The 25,714-nt window shown below is 37.5% G+C and carries 18 protein-coding genes and 1 pseudogene; 4 read left to right on the top strand and 15 right to left on the bottom strand.

Annotated features, from left to right (window positions below; translation table 11 throughout):
- The first annotated feature begins 36 nt into the window (after positions 1 to 36).
- The 3 genes from ACL9RF_RS01055 to ACL9RF_RS01045 all read left to right on the top strand — a co-directional run bounded on the left by ACL9RF_RS01055 (position 37) and on the right by ACL9RF_RS01045 (position 1,467).
- Positions 37 to 369 (top strand): 2Fe-2S iron-sulfur cluster-binding protein, encoded by a 333-nt coding sequence (locus tag ACL9RF_RS01055; RefSeq protein ID WP_422798736.1) that lies wholly within the window; start codon positions 37 to 39, stop codon positions 367 to 369.
- An 11-nt stretch (positions 370 to 380) separates the two neighbouring features.
- Positions 381 to 920, top strand: a complete 540-nt coding sequence (locus ACL9RF_RS01050) for a GNAT family N-acetyltransferase (protein WP_422798735.1) — start codon at positions 381 to 383, stop codon at positions 918 to 920.
- A 100-nt stretch (positions 921 to 1,020) separates the two neighbouring features.
- Positions 1,021 to 1,467 carry a GNAT family N-acetyltransferase gene (locus ACL9RF_RS01045; RefSeq protein WP_422798734.1) on the top strand — a complete coding sequence of 149 codons (447 nt, stop codon included), beginning with the start codon at positions 1,021 to 1,023 and terminating at the stop codon, positions 1,465 to 1,467.
- A gap of 1,898 nt (positions 1,468 to 3,365) precedes the next feature.
- On the opposite strand, the gene ACL9RF_RS01040 is transcribed toward ACL9RF_RS01045, so the two are convergent.
- The 12 genes from ACL9RF_RS01040 to tnpA all read right to left on the bottom strand — a co-directional run bounded on the left by ACL9RF_RS01040 (position 3,366) and on the right by tnpA (position 21,959).
- Positions 3,366 to 5,525, bottom strand: a complete 2,160-nt coding sequence (locus ACL9RF_RS01040; RefSeq protein WP_422798733.1) for an IPT/TIG domain-containing protein — start codon at positions 5,523 to 5,525, stop codon at positions 3,366 to 3,368.
- A 56-nt stretch (positions 5,526 to 5,581) separates the two neighbouring features.
- A complete protein-coding gene (locus ACL9RF_RS01035; RefSeq protein ID WP_422798732.1) occupies positions 5,582 to 8,863 on the bottom strand; it encodes a TonB-dependent receptor in 3,282 nt (1,093 codons plus the stop codon).
- A gap of 22 nt (positions 8,864 to 8,885) precedes the next feature.
- On the bottom strand, positions 8,886 to 9,884 hold the full coding sequence (locus ACL9RF_RS01030) for a fasciclin domain-containing protein (RefSeq protein WP_422798731.1): 999 nt from the start codon (positions 9,882 to 9,884) through the stop codon (positions 8,886 to 8,888).
- Positions 9,885 to 11,231 (bottom strand): fasciclin domain-containing protein, encoded by a 1,347-nt coding sequence (locus ACL9RF_RS01025; protein WP_422798730.1) that lies wholly within the window; start codon positions 11,229 to 11,231, stop codon positions 9,885 to 9,887.
- Positions 11,232 to 11,235: 4 nt separating this feature from the next.
- Positions 11,236 to 12,348 (bottom strand): fasciclin domain-containing protein, encoded by a 1,113-nt coding sequence (locus tag ACL9RF_RS01020; protein ID WP_422798729.1) that lies wholly within the window; start codon positions 12,346 to 12,348, stop codon positions 11,236 to 11,238.
- Positions 12,349 to 12,370: 22 nt separating this feature from the next.
- Positions 12,371 to 13,573: a hypothetical protein gene (locus ACL9RF_RS01015; protein ID WP_422798728.1), complete on the bottom strand. Its 1,203-nt coding sequence runs from the start codon at positions 13,571 to 13,573 to the stop codon at positions 12,371 to 12,373.
- A complete protein-coding gene (locus ACL9RF_RS01010) occupies positions 13,573 to 15,285 on the bottom strand; it encodes a DUF4397 domain-containing protein (protein ID WP_422798727.1) in 1,713 nt (570 codons plus the stop codon). The genes ACL9RF_RS01015 and ACL9RF_RS01010 overlap by 1 nt, the downstream gene beginning before the upstream one ends.
- A gap of 2 nt (positions 15,286 to 15,287) precedes the next feature.
- A complete protein-coding gene (locus ACL9RF_RS01005) occupies positions 15,288 to 18,761 on the bottom strand; it encodes a carboxypeptidase-like regulatory domain-containing protein (RefSeq protein WP_422798726.1) in 3,474 nt (1,157 codons plus the stop codon).
- A gap of 130 nt (positions 18,762 to 18,891) precedes the next feature.
- Complete coding sequence (locus tag ACL9RF_RS01000) at positions 18,892 to 20,103, bottom strand: FecR family protein (RefSeq protein ID WP_422798725.1); 1,212 nt, start codon at positions 20,101 to 20,103, stop codon at positions 18,892 to 18,894.
- 193 nt (positions 20,104 to 20,296) lie between these two features.
- A complete protein-coding gene (locus ACL9RF_RS00995; RefSeq protein ID WP_422798724.1) occupies positions 20,297 to 20,926 on the bottom strand; it encodes an RNA polymerase sigma-70 factor in 630 nt (209 codons plus the stop codon).
- A 172-nt stretch (positions 20,927 to 21,098) separates the two neighbouring features.
- Entirely contained in the window at positions 21,099 to 21,647 is a 549-nt protein-coding gene (locus tag ACL9RF_RS00990; RefSeq protein ID WP_422799977.1) for a DDE-type integrase/transposase/recombinase, read from the bottom strand.
- 54 nt (positions 21,648 to 21,701) lie between these two features.
- A complete protein-coding gene (gene tnpA, locus ACL9RF_RS00985; protein ID WP_422799976.1) occupies positions 21,702 to 21,959 on the bottom strand; it encodes an IS66 family insertion sequence element accessory protein TnpA in 258 nt (85 codons plus the stop codon).
- 226 nt (positions 21,960 to 22,185) lie between these two features.
- On the opposite strand from tnpA, the gene ACL9RF_RS00980 reads away from it, so the two are divergent.
- Positions 22,186 to 22,518 (top strand): hypothetical protein, encoded by a 333-nt coding sequence (locus tag ACL9RF_RS00980; protein ID WP_422798723.1) that lies wholly within the window; start codon positions 22,186 to 22,188, stop codon positions 22,516 to 22,518.
- Positions 22,519 to 23,176: 658 nt separating this feature from the next.
- On the opposite strand, the pseudogene ACL9RF_RS00975 reads toward ACL9RF_RS00980, so the two are convergent.
- The 3 genes and pseudogenes from ACL9RF_RS00975 to ACL9RF_RS00965 form a co-directional block, all read right to left on the bottom strand.
- Positions 23,177 to 23,861: pseudogene (locus tag ACL9RF_RS00975) on the bottom strand (transposase).
- Between the two features lie 654 nt (positions 23,862 to 24,515).
- On the bottom strand, positions 24,516 to 25,352 hold the full coding sequence (locus ACL9RF_RS00970; protein WP_422798722.1) for an alpha/beta fold hydrolase: 837 nt from the start codon (positions 25,350 to 25,352) through the stop codon (positions 24,516 to 24,518).
- The gene (locus ACL9RF_RS00965) at positions 25,349 to 25,714 is read right to left on the bottom strand and encodes a DUF4180 domain-containing protein (protein ID WP_422798721.1); all 366 of its coding nucleotides are present in this window, start codon (positions 25,712 to 25,714) and stop codon (positions 25,349 to 25,351) included. Before ACL9RF_RS00965 ends, ACL9RF_RS00970 begins: the two co-directional genes overlap by 4 nt.

The raw sequence follows: 25,714 nt of genomic DNA, 5'->3' as shown, positions 1-25,714 counted from the left end.
GTTTCAGGTATAAGTGAAAACGAACAAAAATAGCATATGAACCCAACAGAAGAAACTAAAGTCGCCGAAGGCAATGACGCCAAACCGGAAAGCGTAAGGGTAATATTAACACTAGGTGCTGACACAAATCATATCCAATGGCACAAAGCGATATCTTTGCTTGAAGCAATGCGCAATGCCGGTATAGAGGCACCACATTCCTGCTGCATCGGCACCTGTGGTTCTTGTGTCTGCAAATTGGAAGAGGGCGAAGTTCGTTTAAAAAGGAATTTTATCCTTTCTCAAGCGCATTTACAGCAGGGGTTGATTTTACCTTGTGTAGCAGTACCCCTAAGTTCAACCATTAAGATAAACTATAACGAGTTTTAATTTTTAGAAATATGAGCATCAACACTCAGCCTATATTGGAAAACGAAGAAGCCATCCTTTATCCCTTGCAGCATAAAGATTTCGAAGATCTTTATGCTATAGCAGCCGACCCCAAAATATGGGAACAGCACCCGAATCATGACCGCTGGAAAAGGGAAGTCTTTAAAACATTCTTTGCCCTTGCTTTGCAAAGTAAGGGTGCATTCAAAATTGTAGATAAAACATCCGGCGCTTGTATTGGAAGCACACGTATTTACAACTACAAGGAGCAGGAAAAAAGTGTTTTTGTGGGTTATACCTTTTATGCCGTTTCGTATTGGGGGAAGGGTGTTAACCGTTTGGTAAAGGCCACCTTATTGGATTATATTTTTCAATCCCTTTCCATGGTGTATTTCCATATCGGGGCAAATAATATCCGGTCGCAGATTGCCATCGCGCGTATCGGTGCAAAAAAAATTGCGGAAGAGGTTGTAACCTATATGGATGGAACATCCCGATTGAATTTTTTGTACGCAATACGGAAAGATGATTGGTGTAATATGGAACAGTAATTTAGTTTTTTTTGGACTACCTACTTATCCCTAAACTGTACCATTAAGTTAAGTCTGGAAGCTGATATTTTTGTGCAATAAATCAAAATAATTTATCGAAATGGAATACACTATTAAAAAAGTAGGACTTAAAGATTTGGACACAACAGCAGCGTTATTTAACCTTTATCGTATTTTTTATCGCCAAGCTGACGATTACCAGAAATGCAAAGCATTTATACAGGAGAGGTTGAACAATGAGCAGTCGCATATTTTTGTCTTGTATGCTGGCGCACATGCTGTCGGATTTGTGCAGTTGTTTAAACTCTACCATTATATCAAGCTTCAAAAGCAGTGGTTACTGAGTGATTTGTTTGTTCATCCCGATTACCGAGGTAATGGGTTCTCCGTGGCCTTGATAGATCGGGCAAAACAATGGTGCGATGAAACAGGGGCTTGTGGATTGATGCTGGAAACCGAAAAAACAAACGCTATAGGCAATAAGCTGTATCCACGTTGTGGTTTTGAATACGATGGTAATCACAATTATTACTATTGGTGGAAGTAAAATAAACGGTGGACTGAATAAGTTCGCCGTTTTGGAATTTGAACGGTGGCTATTGTGAATCATTCTGATCTTTATTTAAAGGGCACAATTTTAAAACGCTTATGCATGCTGCGGAATTACGCTTATGTGCTGTGCATCCCTTAAAAAATATTGCTGTATGTTAATGCTCCTCTTGGGCAGACCATGACTGCCCACAGGGAATTGCATACCTTCAGCCCCGCAGTCCCCTATCCTATACCCTAACTCGGCCTTCCTGGTTGGAACCCGCTGGCTGCATTATCCCCAAGGGAAACCATATAGCAACGCCCCTTTTGAGTTGCTATTTTTTATGAAAATATAGGTCCAAATCTCGAACTGTTTAACAGAAGCTTTTAGACAGCTTAACCTATCAAAAGCTATTCAAATTAAAACAATAGAATAGTACAATAAGGAAAAAGTTATCAGTGGAGAATAGGAATGTATTAATGTTGGATAATACATTATTCGTACTATAGCTACAGATTTGGCTTAATGCCATTCAGACAACCTATCCCCCACCGATGAACAAAACAAATGGTAGATGTGGTTAGCTTTTTTATTTCTGCATTACGGAACCATCTTCTACAGCCCGCTAACTATCCTTTTTGTCATATTATTTAATACCGATTAGACAAAACCCATCGACTGCATCGCTATCAGCTAAGAGTCGATGGGTTCATATAATCTAAAAAGATTAGGTATTAAATACATAGGCTATTATGAGTTGATGATCGATTTACAACTCATAAATATTTAACCATTCCTAAATATCTCCTCAAGTTAGTAATGGGTTTGTTATGGTGTCGGAAACCATATCTTCAACTATTTCATTAATACTAACTCTTTCAGAATTAATCTTATTTTCTCTTGTTTTAGAATTTATTACTGTCTTAATCTCAAATGTTGTTAATTCTCTTCTATCTCCAATTTAGTGAGATAAAATTCGAACAATTTCTCTTTTTGTTTTGTCAATAGAGTTTTCTTTGCTTTTAATGAATAAGTAAATAGATAATGGCACAGAACCTACTGATGCAATAGTTCCAATTATTGATAAAATATCATTCTTTTAAAATAGTAGTTTTACTGCTTTGTTAGCCATAATTATAAACAATGTTTTGTGTATTGCCGAAGGTGGGGAAATTTCAATACAAAAATTCAACCGAAGAACAAGAGTTTAGCCTTGTACAAATGCTCAATCGAAGAACTTTAGCCCCGCTTTTGGCAATGCCTGTTTATATACCATTTTTAAATCGTCATTTTCCCAAGTAAAAGAAATGAATGTTGTCGGATTGTTACTCATATTTTTCACTTTTGTTGATCTCACTAAAATGGAATATAACAATTGGTTTAGCAAGACGAATATTCATAATCTTTCGCCAATCCATCTCTATAGGTACATTTTGACTTTTGGGTATTATAAAACCGTAAGAGTTTCTTTTATCTCTTATTCAGACTTTTGAATCTAAGGAAAGCGAAATTATTTGGTTAACTATAATAATCTAAATCAAATGTCAGCAGGTGGTAAACTGCTTAATCTTATTCTTAAATATACAATGATATAAGGCGAAACATCTTAATACAGGGTTGCATATATATCCCCTATCTTTATAGGACATGAAGAAATCTTTGAAATTTAGGTCTATATATTTGTCAATTAACATATACTCCTCCCCGGCTTGTTCTATTAATTGCTTCACAAGATCATAAATTTTAAGTTCTGCATGTGCAAATAAAGATATAATACATTACGCTAAAATAAAACCAAAGTAAAGTTAATATTAATAGAAGTTCAGACAAGGAGAGTCCAACCGCACAAAAAAAGAAACGAGGCAGACATTAGTCTACCCCGCTCTTACAATTAATCACCTTTTATTATTATGCTATTGGAAAAACACTTTTCGAATTGCTTTATTTGCCGCATCTAGAATATACATATTACCGTCTTTATCAACAGCAAAATCATTCATACCATTAAACTTCGCTGTAAATAATGAACCATCTTGAAACCCACGTCCGTTGCCTGGTTTATATATTGTTTTTACGGTACGTGTTGCCGGATCAATTTCGCGGATATAGAGTACATAACTTTCTATAGTATACAGCTTATTTTTACTCATCGCAATACTCGAAACACCATAAAACCTAGCGTTATCTCCCACACCATCTTCCGTACCACCATCAGAGTATCCCACCCAATTACTTACTCGAGAACCATCAACACCTGCGAAATTAATAGAATTATTACCGCCTGAATTCTGATCGGCGTAATAGAAGTTGCCCATATTGTCGACTAATGGACGAGTATTTACCCAAAATGGACCTGGGAATCTTACTGCACTATTTGGAGTCGCTATCCGCATTACCCCACCACTTATTTGGTTTACACCAGCATAGAGCATCCCATTATCATTGATTGTTAAATGCGCTGGAGGAAAACCAGAAGCGTATACAGATCGTTGTCCTGAAGAAGTAATTTTTACAATCTCATTGGTTTCCATATCCCCCACGTAAATATTATTCTGCTTATCGATAGTTATACCATAAGGCCTACTAAACACCGCATCTGAACCATTCACTTGCAATACAGAAACTGTACCCGAAGGTGTAATTTTCTTTACTTTTTTAGCTTGCGTATCTGTTACATAAACATTTCCTAACAGATCAAGAGCAATTGCTGTCATGTGATTTTCGAATAGGTCGGAATTCGGCCCACCAGCCAGCGTCATTACGCCTGCACGGCGGAACTGTACTGGAGCTACAGCCTCTAGCCCTGCCACCGTTACACGAACAGCACCTGTACGTAAACCTTCAGGAGCATCAAGCACCAATTTATTCTCGGTTGCTGTTTTTACTGTCGCTAAAACACCATCAAAGTAAACTTTATTCTCCGACACATTGGTACTGAACCCCATACCATTTATGGTAATGGTTGTACCTGTTAAACCATTGTCTGGAGTAAGGCTAATAATACCTAAATTCTGATCTTTAAACTCTGGCCCTACTACTGCTTGATCATTAACGACCAAGCGAACTATTCCAGAACCTGTACCACCAGGAAGATCTAGTTTAATCTCGTTGTTGGAAGCCGATTTAATAGGTATCAATACGTTGTTAATATATACCTTGTTTTCATCCAACTCTTTACTGAAGATGTCACCAGTAATTGTCATCTCAGCACCTTTAGGTCCACTTAGTGGCGAAACCGTTTGGATAATAGGTTTGCCAACAACTGTAAATGCTGGACCTGTTATTTTTTGAGAATTGATATTTACCGAAAGAGGTCCGGTAGAAACATCATCTGGAGCAATTACAACCAATTGCTTTTCAGTAGCCTCTAACACTACTGCAACTTTACCATTAAAATCTACAACATTACCTTTTAAATCGGTTTCAAAGCCATCACCATTAATAACAACCTTTGTTCCTTTACCCCCTGTTAATGGTTTTACACCAAAGATACCTTGGTATTTAAAACGTTGCCCTTGCGACTGTTTGCCATCAACCTTAACAGCTACGGCTCCAGACCCTGAGTTTTCAGGTATTTCTGCTACAATAACTTTATCCGAGGCACTTACTACAAGTGCCTTTATGCCATTAACAAATACTTCGGCAGGTTTGTCCATACTTCCAAACCCTTCACCTTCAATACGCACCTGCGTACCTGCCCCACCGTTGGTAGGAAAAATACTTTTAATGGTTAAGTCTTGATAAGTATACGCCCCTATTGACAAAGTTTTACCATTGAATTTTAATTCGATGTTTCCCGATGTACCAGTCTCTGGCATACGCATTACAACAGCCATCTCTGTTGCTGATATAACTTCAACTGGTTTACCACCAATTGTAGCGGTATACTCGCTAATGTCGGTGCCAAACCCCTCCCCCTCGATAGTTACAAGCGTACCTGCTTTTCCAGAGTTCGGGTAATAACTCGTCATCTTGGGTTCAAGTCGAAAACCTTCGATCTCCTTCTTTTTACAACCAACTACTCCTAGTACAACAAGAAGTATTACCGTGGTTATGTGTATTACGTTTTTCATTTCTATTTCAATTTATAACTCCAAACTAATTATATCTCCATTGCACCTTACATCCTTTAAAAGGTGTAGCGTACACCAAACTGCATTTGTGTTCTAGAACTATAGTAATCTATACTGTATGGTTTTCCTGGATCAGCGAAATTAAATACTGGCCAATTTCCAGCATTTTGCTGTGGTGGAAATAAAGATGGCGTAAGACCAACACTGCTGGTTGAGTTAAATGTATTTGGAGAAAAGTATTGTACGCCCCAACTTTTGTTCAACAAATTCGTCAGATTCATAATATCAGCAGAGATTGTAAGAAACTGTCCTTTTTTACCATTTACGAAAATATCATGTGCAATGCGTACATCTGCTTGTACATTCCAAGGTGTTCTACCCATATTACGTTCGGTAAAATTGCCTCTACGGCTGCTCAAGTAATCATTGCCATCAATAAAATGATTAAAGGCTTCTGCCTGCTGTACTGCCGAAGCTCCATTTTCAATATCTTTGAAATAGTTTACAGCCTCTGCATGCGTAGGGATGTACACCAATGACACTTGTTGTGGTAAACCTTGAATAGTATTGTTTACAATACCATAAGTAAAAGGACTTCCAGACTGCGCAGAGAAGAATAAACTAATATTTGTTTTTCCTGCTGTTCGCCATGGCTGTTGGTAGTTTACACTGGTTACAATTCTATGGCGAATATCAAAGTTGCTATACGATAATTTAGGATTGTTTGGCACCAAAGCTTGGTTCAACTGCCAGTTACTTTCCATAGAGTTACGTACACCATTACTTAAGTCTTTCGACTGTCCGTAGGTATAACTTGCCGTAGCATTCAACTTTTGGTTTATAGCTTTGCTAATTGTAGCCGTTAAACTATAGCGATAACCTTGGTTTGAATTGCTCAATAAATAGATGTTTGAAAAACGAGGATCTACGTTTCCAGAATATACAGGTTGCTGATGATTTTTATCATAACCATTCCATGTTGGGTTATCCTTGGTATTTAATTGTTGGAAAAGCACATCATTTAAGTTGCGTGTATACATTCCTTCAACTGTAAATTTCCAGTTATCTGTAGTTTCATAGTCAATACCCAAACTACCACGCAATACCTGTGGCAATACAAATCCATTGTCTACTAAATCCACTTGCGTTTTCCCAGAATTAGGATCGTTGATTACCGCACCATTCTGAGCAATAAAGTCTGCCAAACCATTTGGACTCGGTTTAATCGCATCGCTACCCGGAGCAAAAGGTTTCTGGTCTGCACGTTGATCAAAAGCTCCATACTTATCACCAGTATTGTAATAAGCGTATGCCAACCAAGCAAAAGGAATACGTCCAGTAAATAAACCAGCACCACCACGTAGTACTAAACGCCTATCTTCAGTAGCCTCCCAACGGAACCCTATACGAGGAGAAATCTGAACACGGTTCATAAAGTCGTTTTTAATTCGACTAAGCGGCGTATACGAATAAGTCATCCCAAAATTAGGGTCAGAATTGATTGTTTTAATCTTCTCACTCAGCGTTGGCATATTGGGTAGTGCAGCAAAATCTGCACGTAAACCTGGGGTTATTTTCAACCTATCGTTTACGCGTATTTCATCCTGTACGTACAAGCTGTACATATTTACATTAAAATCTGCAGCAGGATTGTTTAATATATAGTCTCTGCTATTGTTAATGTAGTTGTAACTTCCTCTAACACGGTAAGGGTTGTTGCTTAAGAAATCTTGAATACTATTGTAGTCTACACGACCATTCCAAGCATTTACAAACCCATAACGAATTTTATAAAGCTCGTTGTGCGTACCTACCAAAAACTTATGTATACCCACATTCCAATTTAAGTTTGCTGTAATTTCAAAAGTGCGTTGCTGCATATCAAAAATACTCGCCTCTCTATCGGTACCTAAGTAAATTGTAGTACCCGGTGTACGTCCTTGAATTTGTACCTGCGGAAGCGTAGGATCACTTAAAGGGTTACGGCTATCGTTTACCTGTGTAAAACCTATAAGGGCATTACCAGACAAGGAATTGCTAAACCTGCTTTTTAACTCGGCAACGGTACTGGTTTGGTTATTCTTTTGCTCAAATGCCATACTAGAGAAGCGAAAATCTTGCTGATCTCTATCCATGTGTGTCGCTTTACTGAAGATGGTATTATTACGAATTGAGAGCTGATGTTTGTCATTAATATTCCAGTCTAAGCGATTGAAAAACTTGAGCGATTTAGACCAATTTGTATAAGAGCCTGCTGTGCCTACATCAAAAATATTTCCGTAACGGCTTTGTGCGGCAGAGCTTATTGCATTGGCATCTGCTTCGCTTAATATATGCGCAATTTCAGAGGTGCCAATAAACAACTGTGTAGGGTCTTGGCGACGAGTAACTTCTTCATTTGAAAAGAAGAATAGTTTGTTTTTAATAATTGGAAAGCCAATACGAAAACCACCTTGATAATCATAAAAGTCTGAATTCATTCTTCCCAATCCACCAACTCTGTCCTTGCCTGTTACAGCAGCATTACGTCCGAAACCATATATTGAACCTTCCACTTTATTTGTACCACTACGTGTTACTGCATTAATAGAACCACCGGTAAAATTTCCGATTTTAACATCAAAAGGCGCAAGATATACCTGCATATCTTGAATTGCATCAATAGATACGGGATTTGTACGTGTACTACTACCAGCCATGCCCGATGTCCCTGTTTGTCCACCTAATGAAGGGCTAAAACCGATGGCATCGTTATTTATGGCACCATCTATAGTTACGTTATTATAACGAAAGTTGGTACCGCCAAAACTATTATCACGACTGGCTTGCGGCGTTAGGCGCGTTACATCTGTAATAGAGCGACTTACTGTAGGTGCATTACGCACTTGCTCGGCAGAGATGTTTTTGCCCGTACCATAACTATCAGCACGTTGTTTCTGACCAGCTCTTGCCGATACCACAACCTCGTCCAACGCTTTTGAGCCTTCTTGCATAATAAAGTCCAAGTCTTGGGCTGCTCCTAAACGAACAAAGATATCTTCTCTTGTTTGTGTATTCTGCCCAACCATTTTTACCGTTATTTTGTATGGCCCACCAATACGCATATTGTTAATGGTATAACGACCAGATTTATCTGTAGAAATGGTATATCGTGTTCCTGAAGGCAAGTGAATAGCTTCTATAGATACCCCTGCCAACACCTGCTTAGACACATTTTCTACAGATCCTGTTAGGGCTCCTGTAGTTTCTTGCGACCATGACAATTGTGGTGTAATAAATAATAGAAAGAGTGATATTAAAACACTGGGCCAACTCTTTATTTTATGAATCAAATTCATTTTTTTGTTCCTTAATAATTGATTATTGGGTAATACGTAAAGTTTGGTCTATAATATGCAGCACCCCATTACCCGTTAAAATATCCTGTTTTATTACTTCTACGTTTTTTGTATTTCCAATACCACGCAACGTAATACCCTCAAAAGCCACTGTAGAACCAGCTGCTTTAATTAGAGTTACCGTAACACTGTTTCCATCAAGCATAGCTTGTTTTGAAGCATTACTAGGTCCCGTACTTAGGATATAATCATAGATAAATCGTCGATCTTTAATAATATGGTAATTTACCAATCGTTTAAGCTCTTCCACACTGGTCGCTTCGATCTGTTGAACAGATCTATAACCTAAAGTAGCCATAGCGCTATTATCTGGAGCAAATACAGTATAAGGCCCTGCTTCTGAAAGGGTTTGTGCTAACCCTGAACGTTGCAAAGCTTGTGCAAACAATGTAATATTTGTTTGTGCTGTTATGGCGTCCATAATTTTATCGTGTTGATAAGGTGTAAGCACGCGATCTAAGACCTGTAATAAGCCATTTGATGAGGGTATATTGCTAGCAATTACCCTTGCCCCATTTAAGGTTAATACGGTATCCACTCCCTTTATCCAATGCGTTGCAAAAACGTTCCCTCCACGGGTACGGATTTCCTGGTTAAAAAGAAATGGTAGCTTGTTTAACTCGTATTTACCATCCAAAACATGGTACTTTACCATCTGCGAAATAACCGATGGTTTTTCACTTAGTACTGCCACCGTATTTCTGTAACCAGCCTTGTTAAATGCTGCGTCCGAAGGAGCAAGCACCGTTAAGGGGCCAGCATTACTTTGTAAATCCTTATCTACACCACTTAGGCGTAAAGCTGCATTTAATAAGGAAAGGTTAAAGTTGTCGGCAATAACCATATTCAGTTTATTGCTATCAAAATCAACTTCGCTTTTGTTATCCTTCTTACAGGCTACAGCCAACAACCCCAAGAGCAAGACTGCAGATAATTTATGTTGTTTTATGTACTGTATCATCTATTTAAATTTAAATCCCTTCGGAACAAAAAGATTATCTACGACATGGATAGGCCCGTTTAAGCTCAAGATATCAGCGTCAATAACTGTTGCTGCAGGCGCACTAGAACCTTTAATTTTAATCTGAGTACGACCATTATTAAAAGAAAATTCTAAAGGCATAGTGAAAGCATATTCTGGCCCCACATTTCCTCCAAGCCCCACTAAATAATTGTTTAATTGAGGTCCTAAATCATTACTAAAGAAAACTGTAGCATTGTTTGAAGGCCCATCTCCACCAGGAGTGCGAGGTCGGTTAAAACGCCCGAAATCACGATGATAGTTGTAAAGTGTATCCATTGGATACCCTCCTTTAATTTCAAAATAATCTTCATCAAAACGTGCATCCCCATGTTCAAGATTAAAACGAACAATATCTTCAGCAGTATTAAAACCTACTTTACGGAAAGCCTCATCGGTTGGAGCAAACAAAGTAGAAACAGTAAGATTTTGCCCAATAAATCCTTCATAAATAGGTTTTGTGAATTTCCAACCCGTCGTATAATAGAATCTATAAGTAGCCCATGCAGACCTCATTTCCTCATCATCTGGAATATACCCTATATAAGGTTCTAAGACTGGGGCAATGGTTTCAAAAAACAACTGATCTGTTAAGCGCTGTGATTCTAAAAATAGCTTGAACCTACCATTCGCTTCTAAAATTTCCAGGATTGTTTTAGTTGGTTTTTCTATCGTACGCGTTAGGGTATATAAACCGCCGTCTGTTGCTGGGATATAATTTAACTTGCCTGTTTTTTTACCATTTGCAAGCAATTCATCACCCTGAATTTTCATGTAATACCTATGGAAGTATAGATCGTAACTCATCGTTCCAGGTACATTCCCCTCATAGTACTTTACATAAACCCCAGGTTTTGGTAAAAGTGATTTCACCATTAAATTATCTGAACGGTCCTGTAGATTAATCGGTTTGATATCACCTAAACTCACATAAAATAATAGTAGGCTATCAATGTTTGCTGCAGTCATTTTTTGGATGCTAGCCACGGTAATTCCTTGACTTTGAAAAGCTGCATCTGAAGGAGCAAAAACAGTAAATCTTGCCTTGTCGCCCTTTTCTTTTAAAAGGTTTTTAATATTTCCCTTTTCCCAAGCGGCATAAAATGTTTTTAACGTTGGGGTAGCACGAATAATATCTACTAAGGAAGACTTTACAGTATCTGGAAAAGGTACTTTTTCACCTTCCGGGTCCGGCATAAATTCTGTTTTCTGGCAAGCCGTAAAAAATAAGGCTACTGCCAAAAACAATAATCCAAATACCGGTATAAAATTTTTTCGGTTTTTCATTTTCTTATTTTTTAATTGCTTGTTCTGGCTTCATTAATCCGGTGCTAACCTTATGAATTAGCCCATTGCTACATAGATAATCCATCTCGGCTTGAACATTAGAAGATACACTGCCTATAACACCATCAAAAGGACCTGTACCAGCTCTAACCCCTAAACCAAAGGTCAGATACCAGGTAGGGTATTCTTCCAATGAAGAGAAGGTAGCATTATGCTTATTATCACGAAGCATATAGGTTATACTCCCCTTGCCACTAATTTTGCTAAACACCACAGGATCTGAGATAAAGTAGTGCTTCTTATAAATTATATAAGCGCCAAACAATACATTTCCATCGTATTTTTCGGGTGTTAAACTTTTTAGGTTTGCTGCAGTAATACCTATTTTCTCCAAGGCTTCATTATTGGGCACTATGATAGTAAAAGGGCCTTTTCCTGCAAGTTCATCCCAAAGGCCAAACTGTTTTAGCCCTTCTACAAAAACACTATATTTAGGCTGTTTTGATAACCAATCGTGTACCGAAGTTTCAAATTGTGGTTTCATTACTTTCTCTAGAATGTGCAATACACCATTTGCTACAGCCACATCTGTACGAATAGCTTTTGCTCCCGAGAAATAAAGCTTATCATAATCACTTACCTTACCTGGTTTATCTGATGCTAAAGAGGTATACAATTCACTGCCTTCTAGGGTAGCATAACGTACGTCCACCGAATTTGAAGGGATATCTTGTACATACAAACGACGAGGTAAAATATGGTAACCAATTACGCGTTTTAAACTATCGATATTCATCTTATCAAAATCGCTAGCACGCATTATCCCCATTTCCTTAAAAGCATTGTCGCTAGGAGCCAATACCGTAAAAGGACCATTTTCATTAAGTTGTTTGTCGTAGCCTGTTTTCTTTAAAGCCGCATTAAAAAGCTGTGTATCGTAATTGTTTTGAATGAATTCTCCGGCTAAACGGACATTTTCATTCGGTACAGGCATTGTCAAATCGTCGTATTTACACCCTGTAAAACTTAGGGTAATCAGCAATACTAAGTATCTGTAATAGGAACTGAATAGCTGCTTTTGCACACGCACCCCAATATTCCAATTTGTTGTTTTCATTTTTATAATCTCCTTTTCCGAATTAATAAATAGGGGGTGCATATTTACGTTGAATCGTGGTTAAATAGATTCTCCCGTTAACCACTTCAATAGTATTTACTGTAGCAAAGGTTTTAGGATTATCTTTTCCAGAATGTATATTCACCAATAGATTGGGTAGTAAAGTCCCATTATCATTACTCTGCAGACGGACCTTTCCATTCAATAACAAGTTTACGGATGCCCAATTGGCACCAGTTCGTGTATCACCGTCATAAAACGGGTTTGTACTTGGGCTCATTCCTGGAACAAAAAAGTCTAATCGTTGCCAGATATCAGTTTTTATACCGTTAGATTTATTACTCGCCCATAGTGGGAAATTAACATAAGGACTTACTGCCGATGAGGTAGTATTTCGCTTTACGGATGCCAGGTATTTACCCTTAAAGCCTGGAACAGTTGCGCCAGTATGCTGCAATACCGCCTGGCTCTCGTATAAAGAAAGGTAGATATTCATCTCATCTCTAATGCCGCTTTTAAAGCTTCTCAAATCAGAATCGTTATCTTTTAAGGATTCATCTGCTTCCCAAAACCCCTTAGAACTCATGTTATAAAAATTTACATACACCAAGGAGTCTGATAGAGGTAGCTTATAGAAATTTTCATGACGCAATAAAACATCATGCTGTTTGGTGTTAAAGTCGGTCTGCAATAAATGTAAAGTATACACTTCTTTACTATCCAAATTTATTACAGTATCGATAAGGATATCCTTTTTTAAGCGTTCTTCAAGTTGAAAGAAGGGCACTGTATTTTTAGGTCTGTATGCAAAAACAATACGAACCTTTCCAGAAGGAACCTGTGCCCAACTGCTTAAATCAAATCCATTTAATATAGGCCCTACTAATACGTTTTCTTTACCAGGGTATTCTGGATTGTTGACAGAGGTGCTACTTCCTACATGTGATGGATATGGCGGTGCGTATGCATCTCTTTTATCTAAGAAGTCTCCTACAATTTCTGCCCCTGTTAACATTCCACCTGCATCTGTAGTTGGATTAATTAACATACAGAAATAAGGAACCTTATCATCCTTGGTTTCTAGTGTTTGAATATAATTCAGGTTATTGAAAACACGTAAATATGCTGGCTCATTAATTTTGGTATACTCCACCTTTGTACAACTTGTAATTGCTAAAAAGGAAATAAGCATTCCCAAAACGAGATATAAACTATTTCTTTTCATTACTTATTATGTTTAATAATGACTATTCTTGCTTTTTCGTTGGCATTAACATTACTACCTGTTTTTCCAATTAAGGCTACCGTAAACACGCCTGCCTCTTGTGTTGGTAGCTTTCTGCCTGCTTTAAGGTATAGTTCCTTGTTTGCAATAAACTGTTCGCTAGATAACACTTCGATATCTTTGGCCCAAATACCTGGCACTACGGTTGGTGTAGAGCGATAAGCCATAATTTGATAGGAAGGCAGCATTAGATTAGCACGTATATACGGCTGCTCAAAAATTGGAATTCCTGGTTGAAGATTTATTTTTGCCGTACTTAAAGCCTGACCATTATCTGCCGTAAACGTGATATATGGGTTTCCAACAGAAAGATTAAGGTACCTGTCAAAATTGAAAAAGTTTATCTCTGTACGACCATAAGTCCCATCTTCTTCAACAGGCAAAGACTGTGTACCACTCAAGTCATTTGAAAGCACTAACAATTTTGGATTTCCATTTGCTTCAGGATGTAACCATAGGGTATAATTCTGAGCGGGTCTTAGCAATTGATTGGCCTCTGCAAGGACTTTACCCGATGCATCTATCGCTTCAATTTTAGCCTGCCCATGTACAAATGTGCTATAACCACTGGCTTTACCAAAGTCTATGCTTTTTGCAATTTCATTTCCATTCACACGAAAACCAATGGGCTGATTGTTAAAAGCATTTGCACCCTGTACACGATAGTAAGTTTGGTTCGCGGCAGCACTAATATCAGAAAGAACCTGAAACGAATTTTGATACATGGTAACGGTTTCACCAAGTTCATTGCTTATGTATTCGAACTTTTGTGGTGTAATTACAATAGTATATACTCCACCCGGTTGATAAGTCTGAATAGGTGCAAAAGTTAAATTCGTTATACCCTTGTAATCTACAGGCATGGTAGATGTAGGTGGATCTATGATTGCAGATTCTGGAAAGGATTTGCTTTGTGAAGGCACCTGACGGCCATCTGCCATCAATACTTTAAACTGATAGGTTCCATAAGGCACTTCGACATACTCCGAAAACTTCGCTGCGGTAGTAATATTACTTGTTTTCGCGTCTACTAAGGTTCCATCGGCAAAGGCTAAAGACACCGGTCCAGATAGGTTTTCTTGTGCCCCTGTAGGTCCGTTAGCTAGGCTTTTCAATTGTCCTGAAAGGTTAACTATACGGATTTTAAAATGATCGGCCTTTTTAGGCGCTGTCACATCACGTGGAACAGGCACTACTTCGGGCTGTCCTGTCATAAAAAAAGTAGGCAACAAGTAATAATCCGTAGGGTTTTGGTAGCTATTTACAGCTTGAAATGTAATATCTTCATTAACGCCACTTCCTAAGTATACACGTGTAGCAATATGAAAGTTAATTTTTTCATTTTTATCAAAAAGGTCCTGTGGTACATTCCAAGTTTTCCCCAATCGCCCGTCACCAGGAAAATAAGAGGTGGCAGGATATTTATAATAATCAGGACCACGTGGGTTTTGTACAACGAAATTAGTTAAGCTATCGCCATTTGCTATGACCTGATTAAAGCTTGATAAATTTATAATACGAACATTAGAATTTGTGCGGTTTTGAGGCACCAAACGATTGTCTACCTTCATATCCATTTTATCCTTTTTACACGCAGCAAATAGGAGTGCAACAAATCCCAAAAACAAAAGATAATTTCTTTTATGTTTCATGGTTAAAACAAGTTATAGGTAAAGCCTAACATAATTTCGGCTCCACGTTGAAAACTACGGTTGATATAAGAGTTGCCATACCATTTTCCTCCCGTTTGTGGATTCGCATATACGGTTTGTATAGCAGGATTTAAGATGTTTTTGGCATAGCCTTTAAACTGAATGTGTTTGTTGATACGCTGGCGCCAAACAAAATCTAAATAAGGTACTGGACGACTATAAAGGTCTGGTTCCCCGGTTAGGTTAATTTGTACTAAACGTTCACCAACAATATTAAAGGTCAGGGTTAAATCGGTACCGATTTTCTTGTTATCATAGTTTAACCAAGCATTAACTGAATAAGGAGCTTGCTCAAACAAAGGGCTATTTTTAGGCGTATAACGGTCTAACGAACGGTTAGCTTCATAGCGCTCTTTCGTTTTTTTGATATCACTTTGTGCAAGCAATAAGTTTGAACCTAAGAAAAAGTTTTCCAAAGGATCATACCATAAACCTAAGTTTTTAACCAACTCTAATTCTATACCCCAAACCTTACCTACATTCGGATCGTTTTGGAACTGAATAGTAGGGAACTCAGGATAAGTTGCAGCCAACCCTTCAGTTTGTAAATTAAATACCTTTACCAATTGGTTTTCTATGCGTTTTCCAAATGCTGATACGGCAATAACTTCCCCTTTTTCTGGAAACCATTCCCATCTAAAATCGGCATTTTGCGTATACTGATTTTTAAGGTTTGGATTACCTACAACTAAGCCCATTTGAAAGGCATCAAACTCAAATACATTGGTAATTTCTCGTAATTCAGGACGGGCCAATGTAGAGTTAAACGCCGCTCTGAAGTTCATGTTCTCGTTTAGTGTATAAGTAGCGTTTACCGAATAGAATGGTTTGTATCCCGTTTTATACACCGAATTCGGATTCGTAGGATTTAATGGAATACGAGTTCCATTTGGTGATGTTGCTGTCAAAGACGGGTCTAAAAACACGTTTGCTGTATCTACAGCCGATCCTATATTTGTTCTTTCGAAACGTACACCACCAGCCATTCTAAAGGTTTTGGTAAGTCTTAAATCCACCATACCATAAATGGCGTTGGTTTCAAAGTGTCCTTTATAGTTATTAGGTGATTTCTGCATATTATACAAAAAGCCTCCTACCGGCATTGTGCCTTCACCCTGCCCTGAGGTTGGCAACCTCACTCCAATAACTTCATTACTAACCAGGCGGTCTAGGTTTCCTTGAACATCATATAAAGCATTTGCTTTGTTTTGAGAGAAATTTGATCCTGGAAGGAATAACTGATTCTCGGTAAACTTACGGTCGCGAAATAAATAGTTAAATCCTGTTTTGAACTCTTGTTTCTCACCAAACAATTTAAACGGTATGGTTAAGTCTGCTTTATAGTTATAGTTTTGTTCATCCAAGTTGCGCCATCTACGCCCGTTTGGTTCTGCCTGCATAACACCAAAAGGACCAAAACCGTTAACGTATCCTGAAGTAAGTGCGTATAAATGGTCTGAGTATACTATTTCATCCGCTCCTGCTTGAGGTCCAACCCTAGAACGACGATAATACCCTCCTCCACGTGGTGTGTAATCAGCAAGACTTATAAAACGAAAATCGGGATCATTTTGAGTAGATTTAGATTGCGCAGCATTGTAACTTAAACGAGGAGATAGTTCGGTATTTAAAAACTTATGCTCTCCTTGTACGTTAAAAGTGTTTAGGGTGCGGTACGATTGCTTTAAGGAATAAATGGTACTACGTACATCTCCTGGTAAACCTGTATATTCATAACGACCATTTAAATTTGTTGACATGGTCTCCCCTCCCCAGCTACCTAAGTACTGCATACTTATTTCATGCCTAGGATTAAAACGATAAGTTAGTCCAGCTAGTGAACCGTAGTTTAAAGTTTCTGTACCTGTATTTTCTTTATAGGTTTGGTATTTACCCATAAACAAGCTATTTGGCGTGATGTAGTTAGGGATATTACGGAAGCTATAAACATCTGGGTTTCCTGTTACCACACCTTGATAAATGCTATATTGTGTAAGGTCTCCTTGGCTAATATCGGTGGTTCTACGGTAGTAGTTAGCCCCTAAAACTACACCTAACTTATGTTTTTTAAATACGGTATAGCTATTTCCAAATGTTGCAGAATACAATTGATTTAAAGGAGCTTTACGATAAGAAGAGGTCATAACGGGATCAAAGCGTTGCATAATCCCGTTTATACGATTTACCTCTTGATATGCGGTAGGGCTATAATTACTGTTAGCAATCATCGTTTGGATAGATGAAAGTCCTCCAGGATATTCTTTCGAAAGGTTTAAGAAGTCATTAGGTAAATTCTTATTGTTAATCTTAGTACCCAAGAATCCCATATCACTATTCCAGAAACTATTGTAACTCCCCCCGAAACCGATATTAGAATTCATACCGGTTTGTGCTATAAGCTCAAAGGTCATTTTATCAGGAACAGACTTTGTTTTCAACTCAACAATACCAGATGCCGCATCAGCGGGTTTATCTGGAGTTACAGTCTTATAAATTGTAATATTATCCAATAACGAGGCCGGTACTAGATCCAACGGTATAGCACTTCTATCGGGGTCTGATGACGCTAAACGCACGCCGTTAAGTTGTCCAATAACCGAACGATCACCAAGACCACGTACCGCGACATATTTATCATCGGTAACGGTAACCCCCGTTACGCGTTGTAAGGCTTGGGTTGTAGTTAAACTTCCTGTTCGTTCAATAAGTTCTGCAGAAATGGCATCTTGTACGATGGAAGCCTTTTTACGTTCTTCTAATACAGCAACTTCGGTATTAGCTTTACGTCGAGCCTGTACGGTAACTTCTACTTCTTCCAACTTGGCCATTGCAGGCTGCAAACGAATGGTAATATTGCCGCTATTGGCATCAACTCTTTCTTCCTGAGTTTGGTACCCTATATAGGTAAATACCAAAACGGCACCCTTTTCGGGTACGTTGATGGCGAAGCTTCCTTTTCCATCCGTTAAGGCAGAACTAGTAGCACCTTTTACTTTTACTGATACCCCTTGCAAAACGGCCATACTACTTACATCAACTACCCGCCCCATAATACGTATGGTTTGTTGTACACTCGTAGTGGTAGCTTTAGCCTGTTTATCCTCAGTTATAATTACCGATCCATCTTGAATACGATAGGTAAATGGCTGTCCTAAAAAGCAAATCTGTAACACTTGCGCTAAACTTGCCTGACTAACCTGTACGGTTACAGGTTTAGCTTTTTTAAATAAGTCCATGTCATAAAAGAAATCGTACTTTGTTTGCTTTCTGATTTCTTCTAGTACAGCTTGGATATGGCTGTTTTGCTTGTTCATTGTAACACGTTGTGCATAAGTATTTGCACTCAACTGTACCAATAAGCAAGTCATTAATACCATGGTGATTTTCATAACACGCATGATTTGATAAAAATTCATACTTTTGTTTACGTTAATGTTATCCAACTATTGATGTTTTTCCGACATTGTAATACGATAGTTTTAACTTTTAGTCCAAAGGTGTTCCCGCACCTTTGGATTTTTTTTATAGCCTATCGTAGCGATTGTATTATTCTGTCACGATAAGCCTCCTTCCTTGTAATTCTATATTAACTTTCTGTGTAGATTGAATAATATTAATTAATGACGACAGAGGTTTACTGCGCGACACCATCCCATTAAACCGAAGTTTCCCTAATTCTTCAGGGCAGTCAATATCAACATCGTACCAACGTGATACTTGACGTAAAATATTCGCTAAGGATTCTCCTTGAAAAACAAAGTCACCATTTTTCCAAGAAATAACTCCCTGTACAGCAATCGTATTCACTGTAAATTGATCTTTTAAAACAGCTTGTTGTCCAGGTTTTAATAATATGCTATTAGAAGAGTTTGCTGCATGTATACGTACACTGCCTTCAACTAAGGTCGTTCGAGTAAAGGGTTCGTCGGTATAGGCATTCACATTAAACTGGGTTCCTAAAACTTGAATAGTTTGTTTATCTGTTTCTACAAAAAACGGTACACGACCGGTACGTTCTTTATTCGCTAATTTTGCAACCTCAAAATATACCTCCCCTGTCATTTTTACTCTACGTTCATTGGGTTGAAACTGTACCGGAAAACTTAAAGAGGACGCTGCGTTTAACCAAGCTTTAGAGCCATCTGGAAGAACCACTTGATATTGTCCGCCACGAGGAGTGGCAATAGTATTGTATGCACTAGTAGCAATAGCATCTTCTTTTACGCTATATACAACATTACCATCTGCTGTTTTTTCAATCTGTACACCAGACTGCTCGGCAATCTCTCCATTGCTAGCTTCTGACAAGGAAACAACTTTTCCATTTGCTAAGGTCAAAGTCGCTTGGTCAACTCCTGGCAATACTTGCTCATTCTTCTGTGCAAAATCTTGTGTGCTTGGGGCTATTTTCGATTTTATTAAAAACCATGCTCCTGATGCTAAAAAGATAAGGCCAATTACTGCTGCGGCATAACGCATAATATTTTGGTTCCATAATTTCTTTGGAGAATTGTTTTTGTCGAATTCATCTAAAACAGACTGGCCTATTCGAGAGGAAATTTCTTTTTGCCAACCCAACATTTTAGAATCTGTATCTAGAGCATCATTTGTTTCTTCCACATTCCGATCAATCTCTTCCATCAACCTATATAACAAGGCTAACATCTCCGGCTGATTGAGGAGCTCATTAACTTGCTCTTCCTCTTGAGCGGTACATGTATTGTTTAAATATTTTATAAATAATTCTCTTATTTCCATTGTATACTAAAAGCCTCTTTTAGACTCTATATACTACTACTCGTAAACATGTACAGCTTACCACCTAGTGGAAAGAAAAAAATATTAAAAAAAATATTTCTGAAAGATAAAATGCTATATATATATACGCGTTGCCGTTTAATTTCTGCAAAAACAAAGGGAAAGAATACCTACAATAAGGGGGGGGGGGGAATTAAATGTACAATACAGAAACAAGCATAAACAACATTCCTAAGGTTATATAAGCATTAGTCTGCGCGCGAAAAATTATCAATGCTGAAGCCATATAGTTTTCAACCGTATTGACTGAAAGATTCATTTCTTGGGCTATTTCTTTATAGGTAAAAGCTTGTTCGCGGCTCATTTGAAAAACTTTACGACGCTGAGGGCTCATCTTTTCCAAAGCTTGAATATATACCTTTTCAGCATCATCACACATTATTCTATCATCGCCCTTACTGCTCTCGGTTAGGGTATCCAATAGCAATCCTTCTTCTATAGGTATAGTTTTAGGAACCATTTTACGACGTTGATCAACAATCTTATTTCGCATGCAACGGTATAGGTAGGCAGACAATTCACCACTAATATCGCGGACATGTCGTTTCTCCCATAGGGACAACATAATATCCAGCATCAATTCTTCTGCAACCTCAGGATTAACAAGATATCGGTTGCCCTGTTTATACAAAGGCGTTGCATAACGTCGGAAAAGTTCGTTAAAAGCCTTTATGTCATCATGCTTGCAGGATGCTAATAATTCAGAATCTAATGCTTGATAATAATCCACCACGTAGTTAGTTTTCGAACGTAAAATTGTCAAAGTGGCGTGTGCTCAGTATAAGCATAGTATTAAGTTTCTGTTAAATAGGTTTAGGGTGGAAACTTTTTAAGAGAGTTTATTACACGCAAAATGATCGAATTGGAGTTTTAATTTTTTTTCTATAAATTCTTTTTAGCCAATTATTACCTGACCTGGCATTTTAGACACACTTTCAATAGGTACACCATCCATTGTCCGATAGTAATTTCGGCTTGGCTTTCGATTTCAATTTTGCTTTAGCAATCGCTGTATCTACTGTCCTTTTTACATCGTCAGCTTTCATCGAGTCGCATAATTCCCAATGAATAATATAGCGGCTAAAATCGTCCAAAACAGTACTCAAATAGTACCATCCCCAACTGGTAATCTTGAAATAAGTGAAGTCCGTCTGCCACATTTGATGTACAAATGCTGTTTTATCTTTGAACTCATTAGCTGCTGAAATAAGAAAATGATTGGGTGCAGGAATTAAATCTCTTTGTTTTAATATTCTATAAACACTTGATTCAGAAATAAAAACACCTTGTTCATCCGTTATTATGTAAGCTAATTCTATTGAAGACAACTCGGTATGTTCCAGTGCAATTTCTACAACCAGATCCTTTTGCTGTTGGGGGATACTATTCCACTGCCTACGACAACTTCTTTTGCTTGTTTTCAAACCATCAAAGCCACTTTTGAGATAATTCTGGTACCATTTGTAAAAAGTGCTACGTGCAATCCCAAAACTATCTAAAGTACGTTTTACACCGATTTCACTCTCTGTGCCAACATCCTAATAGATATGGATTAGCCTAGCGATCAATGAAAGATCTCCATCAGTGCAGATCTTGATTCCGTTGGGGTAGATAATCTCAATCCGCTGGGATGGATTGGAAGTAGGAAGAATCTCCTTAAATCCAGAGCCATCATAATCTTGCTCATCACTACGCTTAATCCAACGCCCCAATGTACAACTCTTAATCCCGTGGATGAGGCAGAAATCTTTCCGGTTCTGTCCGCTCTGACGCCACTGCTCGACTAATACCAACATGCGCTCACGTTTATTTAATGTGAAATTCATGGAAGCAAAGGTAAAGTCTACAGAAGGTTAATTACATATGTATTTGGTAGGGCGGATACCTATGCCCTATAACCGGAGAACAAGAGAAAAATAGACAGAACCCTTAATGTTCTGCAATAATTATCTGAAAATCAAAACAATATAAAATTTAATTTGTTTTGTAATTATAACTATTCTAAATAAAAAACATTAGATCATGAATAAATTAATTTACATTTTAACACTTTTATTTGTTTTATTTTCATGTGATAAAGATTATAATACGGAAGATATTCCTAGAAAAGTAAATGAAAGATTACATATAACAAGACTTGAATTATTAGATATTTCAAAAAATAAAACAAACATTGATTATTTCAAAAATTTCCAAGAGAAGAATTCTTATAAGCCATTAATCAAAATTAATTCAATTAAAGCAAAGAGTTCTAATATAATTAGTTTAGATTCTAAAAGTGCGTTTTTAGGACTATTTAATTCAGATAACGTGTTTCAATTTGATAATTACATTGTATTTTTAGAAAATACATAGAATGTTAGTGATAACATTATTATAAAATAATAAATGTTAAAGAATATGATGAATTTATTTCTAATAATCCACCTAAAAAGTTTAATATTCCAGATAATATAGTTCTATTTTCATATACTATTAAATCACCACTTCCAAAATCTAATTGCACTGATTGTGAAGATAAAATAGATAAATGGGCATGTGGACTTTGTGCTGTTGCTATCGGTGGAACTTTTTTTGGATGTGGAGCTGGACTATTAGAAATAGCTGCTTGTGTAAGTTGTATTGTTAGTGTTAAAGAATATAGAAAATGCGTAGATTCTCAATAGATAATATAATCTATAAACCAAAAATTAGATGTAATAAATACTACTTTATAGGATTTATAATATTTATAATAATAATAATATTGCTTAAGTTATGAAGTTTACTCACTCTATAACATTTTGATTAAATATATAGTTGAAGATTCAATTTTCTAATCTATCAAAATATTAGAAACCTTTCGCAAAAACAGCTTTACAAAAGACCCCGTTCTCCACTATCTCTAGGGCTTTAATTAGGGCTTTTGTTTGTTTACTACAAAAAAAACTTCACTCCAAGGGAGTGTAATGCGAACTGTCACTAGTTCCTTTAGGAATCGGATTTAAGAGGCTGTAAGCCTCGAATCCGATGCCTAAAAGGAACCGCAGAAGGCTTTAATCTTATCCCCAAATTTAATGTGTAGCTGTTGCATTGTCATGCCCCAATTGTGAATAGGCATTGTCCATTTTTTTGTAATATCTTGAATAACCAAGTAAATGAGCTTTAAGAGAGCCTGGTCAGAAGTATAAGCTCCCTTACTTTTAGTAACTATCCTGACTTGCCGGTGCATTGCTTCATAGCATTAGTTGTGTAAATTGCTCGTCTTATCTCTGGTGAATACTCAAAATAAGTGGAAAGATTTACCCAGTTATCCAGCCAGCCTTTGACTGAAAGCGGGTATTTCTTACCGCATTTATCCTCAAATTCAAGGAGTTTCTCGTAGCCCTGCTCTTGGTTGACTGCTTGATATACTGGTTTCAGGTCAGTAACAACTGCTTTTTTGTCCAACGACCGCTCTCCAGTTCATAATGTCCCGATTGAAGGCTACGAACCGTCTTTTTTGTCTTCCCATTTTTACGGTTAGTCTCTCCAGAATCTTTACTCTCATGCAGATGGTGATCAAGCTCGCCTTCCAACATAGATTCCAAAAGGTGTTTCAGCATAGGAGCAAAAACACCATCGGTACCGCCCATTTTTCTACCTTCATAAAGGCCTCGTATTGCTTCCTCTTTGAAGCGCTCAAAACGGCGAAGCCCTCTTGAATACCCTAGAAACAAACATTCATGAAAAATCAAATTCCTCTTTCATGATTATCTTCATCCAATCCACAGGGAAACAAAAAAAGCAACCCTTTTGGAGTTGCTTTTTTTTGTGATCCCGCTGGTACAAAACTCGAACTCTTTTTTGGAAGATTTGAGACGACTGAATCAACTAAAAGATATATCAATTCGAAACAATGGAGCCTCTAAAGAAAGTGAAAATGCCACAAAAGATAAACCGCAGCAAAAAGGAAAGGTATACAAATCAAAAAGATAAATATTTGAATAATCAGCAAAACATCTATTTAATCGGATGAGGCTGTATCATAAATCATGGGTAGGCTCCTTTTTGCTTAGTCTATTCCGGAATCTGATGGAATTATTATTCTTATAACCTATTTTCAGGGGGAAATTTTGAGTGCTGGAATAGGTTAGTATCTGTTTTTTCATTTTTTTAGTTTTTGTAAAGGTAATTCCTCACTTAAGGTTATTTATTTTAAAATAGCAGAATAGCTTGCAAATCCGTATTCACTATTTGGTTTAAGCTACAAATGTTCTTCAAAAGAATAGTTTGTAAAAACACTCGTTCTATTTCAAAGGAACATTGCAGAAAGATTAACAAGGGATACAAAATACGTACAACGTATCTAAGACCCCTTGCTGTTTAACGGTTTATCCTTTTAAAAACTGATTAATAGTCGCTGCGGTATCGACTAACACATGGCCCTTTGCAGGATCAATGATCGACTTGAAATTTGGCAATACGGCCTGAAGGCGTGCGGCTATCTTATCTGCAGAGCGAATAACATCTTTTGCTCCGCCAATAAACAATGTAGGCATGGTAACTTTGCTAAGCTCTTGATCTTTAAATAGATATTCCTTATCCATCCGCGCTTGAAAATTACTTTGCGTTAAATCCATAAAGCTCCTAACTTTTGGGTCTACCACTTGGCCCCCAAGTACAAGTTTATTTATTTTTTTCTTTCCTAAAGTTCCTAATAGACTATATAAAATCGCTTTAAGAATAAACTTTCCCTCGGTTGGAACAATTCCGGCCGGGGCAAGTAGCACTATTTTATTTACTTTTTGAGGGAAAGAACTTGCAAAACGAATGGCTAACCACCCCCCCTGAGATAAACCAACGATGTTTACTTTCTGAACATCAAGGGCAGTTAGTACTTCGTTAAGCCAATTAGCATAGTCGTTAGTCGTATAAGGAAGTCTTGTTTCGGCACTTTTCCCTGCTTCACCAATTATATCTATTGCAATAATGCGGAAATCTTTCTTGTAGATTTCCCAGTCCGAAAGCCAGGAGCTGGCATTTGATGAGGCGCCATGCAACAGTAACAGGACTTCTTTTCCTTCATTTTCATTAGTTAAGAGGTGCGTATCACCAAAGCTTGTGTGAATAAAGCTTGATTGTAACTGTCCATCCAACTTTTGCAAAGCTTCATCATAAGCTTTGATGATTTGTAACTTTCCTGCCTCTGATTTAAAGATACTTTTCATGGCTTACTTAATTTTTCCAAAGCAACAGCTTTGCTTTCCACAAAGTTGATCTTGCCTCCCTTATTACTTTCGTAAATAAAGTCATTCAGACTCTTGCTTCCATAGCTCGAAAATTCACCAACGATAGCAATATCAAAACCATATTGCGTAAATTTTTGTAGAATTTCACCCGCCAGTTTGGTTTTTAACGCAAAGAAATCTGCCGTGATATTCTCCTGGTAAAAAATAGCTTTATAAGCATTATGACCATATTTGCAGTCCATCATAAGTTGGACGGCCTCATCCGCTGTTTTGATAAAAACGCCTTCACCTACAATTTCAGCGATATTCTCATCAGCTATTGTAATTATGTTAATTTCCAT

The sequence above is a fragment of the Sphingobacterium sp. Mn56C genome (assembly GCF_049319645.1).
Classification (GTDB): domain Bacteria; phylum Bacteroidota; class Bacteroidia; order Sphingobacteriales; family Sphingobacteriaceae; genus Sphingobacterium.
This window is presented reverse-complemented; position numbering and strand designations above follow the sequence as displayed.